This window comes from Spirillospora sp. NPDC049652, assembly GCF_040675125.1.
Lineage (GTDB): Bacteria > Actinomycetota > Actinomycetes > Streptosporangiales > Streptosporangiaceae > Spirillospora.
Window position 1 is genome coordinate 1 of sequence record NZ_JBFAOF010000696.1, and the last position, 3,950, is coordinate 3,950.

Sequence of the window (3,950 nt, forward strand, 5' to 3'; positions counted from 1 at the left end):
CCGACCGAACCCCGACGTCCGACCGGACGCCGGGCAACGACCGCCGCCCGGCCCCGGAGCGCACCCCCACGCCCGAGCGCACCCCCACGACGGAGCGCACCCCGGACAGGTCGCCGACCTCGGACCGCGACCGCACCCCGTCGTCCGCGCCCGACCGGGACCGTCCGGCGGGTTCAGGCGGCCCCGGCGGCGACCGGCGGACGACGCCGCACTCGGAGCACGACGGGACGAACCGTCCGCACGAGAACGAGCACGAGCCGCGCCCGGACCACGGCGAGAACCCGCACACGACGCCCGACGACGTCCCGCGCAACCTGCCCGAGCACCTGCACGACGTGTGGCGCGGCAGCGACGAGACGCCGTCCGGCCGTTCGTTCTACGGTCCCGACGACCCCGCGATGCGCGAGCTCTCGCGCCGCATCGCCGCCGACCCGAACCGCTACGTGATCGACGCGCACGGCGGCCCGGACGGCATCACGGTCAACGGCCGCAAGATCTCCGCCAAGGACCTGGCCGAGCTGATCTACCACGACCCGAACTGGAACGGTAAGGACGTCTTCCTCCTCTCCTGCCACACCGGCGAGGGCGACTTCGCGTCCCAGCTCTCGCACCACCTCGGCGTCCGTGTGACCGCCCCCGAGGGCCTCGCGTGGTCGGACCACAACGGCAACATGTTCGCCTCGTCCGGCCACCACGATCCCCAGGGCGGCGGGGTGCGTCCCGACTGGCCGCCGAACGGCCAGTGGAAGACGCACTACCCGGACGGCAGCAACGACCCCGCGGGCCGGGGCCACGCCCCGGGCTCCGATCCCGCCCGCCACCCGTCCGACGAGCCTCCCCCGGAGCACGCCCGCCCCCGCGCGGACGACGACTCCGGCAACCCGCCGCCGGACCGCGAGGACGGCCTCGTCCGTGGCGAGGACGGGCGCCTGCACAAGGAGGGCGACCCCGACGGCTTCTACCGGACCGAGGACGGCAAGCTCCACTATCCGGGCGACCCGGACAAGAGCTTCCGCATGGAGGAGCCGCCGCACCGCCTCAAGGGCGAGGACGGCAGGTGGCTCGCCGAGCCGAACTCGAACCGGCAGATCGACTACCACCAGCAGATGAGCGAGAAGGTGGAGTACGAGCCGAGCCCGCAGGCCCGGGAGGAGCTGGAAAGGCTCGCCGAGGAACGCGCCGACTGGCACGAGAAGCGCCAGGAGATCCTCAAGGAACTGCGGCCGTTGATGCAGGAGTTCGGCATCAAGAAGCTCGACGACATCAACAGCGGCGACAAGATCAAGGCGGTCGCGGACGACATCATCGCCAAGCACGGCCCCACCCCCGAGGTGCTCCAGAAGGTGGGCCGGCTGAGCGACCAGGCCAACACGTTCAACGACCACGGCCACGAGATGCGCAAGGTCAGCGAGAAGCTCGGCATGGCGGTCGGACGGGACCTCCTCGAACACCACCTCGGCCGCCGGCTCCTCACCCCGCTGGACTTCGACGCGCCAGGACGGCCCGGCACCCTGGACCTGATCGGCGTCTCGATCGGCCCGGACGGCGCCACGATCACCGCGGTGGAGGCGAAGGGCGTCGGGGCGTCCCTCCAGGACCGCACGATCGAGAACTTCAAGAAGGCGATGCAGGGCAGTCCCGAATACCTCGACTTCGTGATGTCCCTCGACCCCGACCTCCGTGCGGCGCTGAACGCGGACGAGGCGTTGAAGAGCCAACTCCAGGCGCATCTCGCCGCGGGGACGCTCAAGTTCGAATACCTCTACGCGCATTCCAACAAGGACGGCCACGCGCGCTGGGCGGAATTCGACCTGAGCCGCGACGGAATTCCCTTCGACTTCCGCCGCGTCTCCGGTCTGGACCCGCGCGGATAGGATCGGAACATGACACCTGCCCGACTCCCCGACGAGCGAATCGCCGCCCTGGCGACGACCTTCCGGGACCTGCGCTGGGACTGGACCGCGGACGCGGTCGACGGGCTCGCCGGCCGGCTGGGCTGGAGCGTCTACATGACGACCGGCGGCACCGTGTGGCTGGACGACGGCCTCGGCCCGGCCAGCGCGTCGGTCGATCTGAAGGGCGACCGGGCCGTCATGGTGTCGGCCGGCACCTCCGCCTATATCGACCGGGAGGTGCCGGAGCAGCGGAGCTGGCTGCGGGACGAGTTCGCCCGCGTCGTCTCCGTCTGCACCGAGAGCCTCGGCACGCCGACCCGCCGCGTCCCCGGAGAACTCCCGATGGTGGCCTGGGCGGGTCCCGAAACGACGGTCGCCGTCTGGCGCACGCGCGTCCGCGTCAATCTCCTCGTCGCCACGAACGACCATCTCGAGACCTGGGACAAGGAATCCTGACCATGGAATGGGAGACCTTCGCGGCGGAGCTGGCCGACGACCTCGCCGACCTTCCCGCGGGCGCGCTGCTCGTGATCAGCGAGCGCGAGGAGGGCGGCCGTTTCACCCAGTTCGCCCAGGAGGACGACGTCCTCCTCGCCTACCTCTGCGACAACGCCTTCCTCCAGCCGGAGGACCAGGCGTCCCCGGAGGCGCGGCGGGTCATCGAGGCCGCGGGATGGCACGCCCCCGACCCCGGGCGCGGCCAGGACGACTGGTGGTACCGCCTGCCGTGGCCCTCGTCCTCCGCGGACTACCGGCGGCTCACCGGCATGCTCGTGACGGCGTTCCGCGACGGGTACGGCATCCCGTCCCCCGAGGGCTGGACGTACCGCGCGTGGAACGAGCGCGAGGGCAACGCCCCCCTCACCCTCCCGAGCCTGGACCTGCACCAGGTCCCCGTGCGCTAGGACGGTCCGCCCGCGCCGGGCGTCGCCTTCCGGGGGCCGGAAGGCCCGCGGGACACCTCGGAGGGCCGCCGCTCGAAGAGCTCGGGTTGTCGGGAAAGCACTAGGATCGGGCGGATCGAGGAGGCTGAAGCGATGACTCAGGGGCCCGGAGAGCGGCCGCCGGCCGGGTACGGGCCGTGGCCGTACGACCAGGCGCGGTACGACCAGCTCGTGCAGTGGATGGGCACGGCGATGGCGGCGCTGGCCCCCGGCGGCTGGCGGCGCGTCGACCTGCGCGTCGCGATGGCGGGCGGGGCCTCGCGGGCCGCGCTGGCGGTCGTGATGGCGGACGGCTCGGTGCGCGAGTACCAGGCCCCGCGCGAGTTCCTCGGCGTCGCGGCCGAGCTGCGCTCGATGATGTACCGGCCCGGCGAGGGCACCTGGTTCGGGATGCGGTTCATGCTGGAGCCGCCCGGCGCGTACCGGACGTGGTTCGACGCCGAACTCGACCCGGGTCTCGGCGCGGAGGCGTACCGGCGCGACCTGGCGGCGTTCCCGCGCGACTGGCTCCCCGTCTGGCTCGGCGGCGCCGCGCGCTCGACCGACCGCGTGCTGGCCCCGGAGGAGCAGGAGCAGCTCCTCGGCGACCTCGGGCAGCTCCTGGGCATGTTCCTGCCGTCCGGATGGGCGCAGAGCGTCGTCCGCTACGCGCCCGAGGGCTCGTCCGTCCAGGTGACCGGGCTGGACGGCCAGACCGCCGCGTTCGCCGCGCCGCCCGCGCTGAACGAGATGTTCGCCGTCCTGCGGCAGGGCGCGGCCGAGCCGTGGACGGCGGTGACCTTCCGCCTGACCTTCCCGGAGACCCACGAGGTCGCCTACGAGCCCGCCCCCGGCCGGCCCGACACCGGGCAGGCCGACACCGGGCAGGCCGGTGCGGACGGGCTGCGGATGGCCGCGGTGCCGCTGCCGAGGGACGGGGAGCCGCGTCCGGACGTCCCCGAGGACGAGAAGGAGGCGCTCGTCCGGTACCTGGAGCAGGCGCCGATCGTCCTCGCCGCGCGCAGCCTCGACGCGGACGAACTCGACCCCGGGCGCGCCGCGCGCGTGCCGCTGACCTTCCACACCGACGGGACGTGGGTGTGGCCGGGCGCCGTCGGCTACTACCTGCGGG

At 73.0% G+C, this 3,950-nt stretch carries 3 protein-coding genes and 1 pseudogene; all 4 read left to right on the top strand.

The features are described 5' to 3' along the window. Positions 1-1,874: DUF8616 domain-containing protein (locus AB0J52_RS30825; RefSeq protein ID WP_500186207.1), on the top strand; the 1,874-nt coding region annotated here is incomplete at its 5' end. A gap of 9 nt (positions 1,875-1,883) precedes the next feature. Next, the gene (locus AB0J52_RS30830) at positions 1,884-2,351 is read left to right on the top strand and encodes a DUF6301 family protein (protein WP_500186208.1); all 468 of its coding nucleotides are present in this window, start codon (positions 1,884-1,886) and stop codon (positions 2,349-2,351) included. Between the two features lie 2 nt (positions 2,352-2,353). Further along, on the top strand, positions 2,354-2,800 hold the full coding sequence (locus tag AB0J52_RS30835) for a TY-Chap domain-containing protein (protein ID WP_500186210.1): 447 nt from the start codon (positions 2,354-2,356) through the stop codon (positions 2,798-2,800). Between the two features lie 132 nt (positions 2,801-2,932). After that, a pseudogene (locus tag AB0J52_RS30840) lies at positions 2,933-3,950 on the top strand (hypothetical protein); the annotation flags it as partial.

Coding starts and splice junctions, on each gene's coding strand:
- AB0J52_RS30830 (WP_500186208.1), top strand. CDS start 1,884: ATGACACCTGCCCGACTCCCCGACGAGCGAATCGCCGCCCTGGCGACG.
- AB0J52_RS30835 (WP_500186210.1), top strand. CDS start 2,354: ATGGAATGGGAGACCTTCGCGGCGGAGCTGGCCGACGACCTCGCCGAC.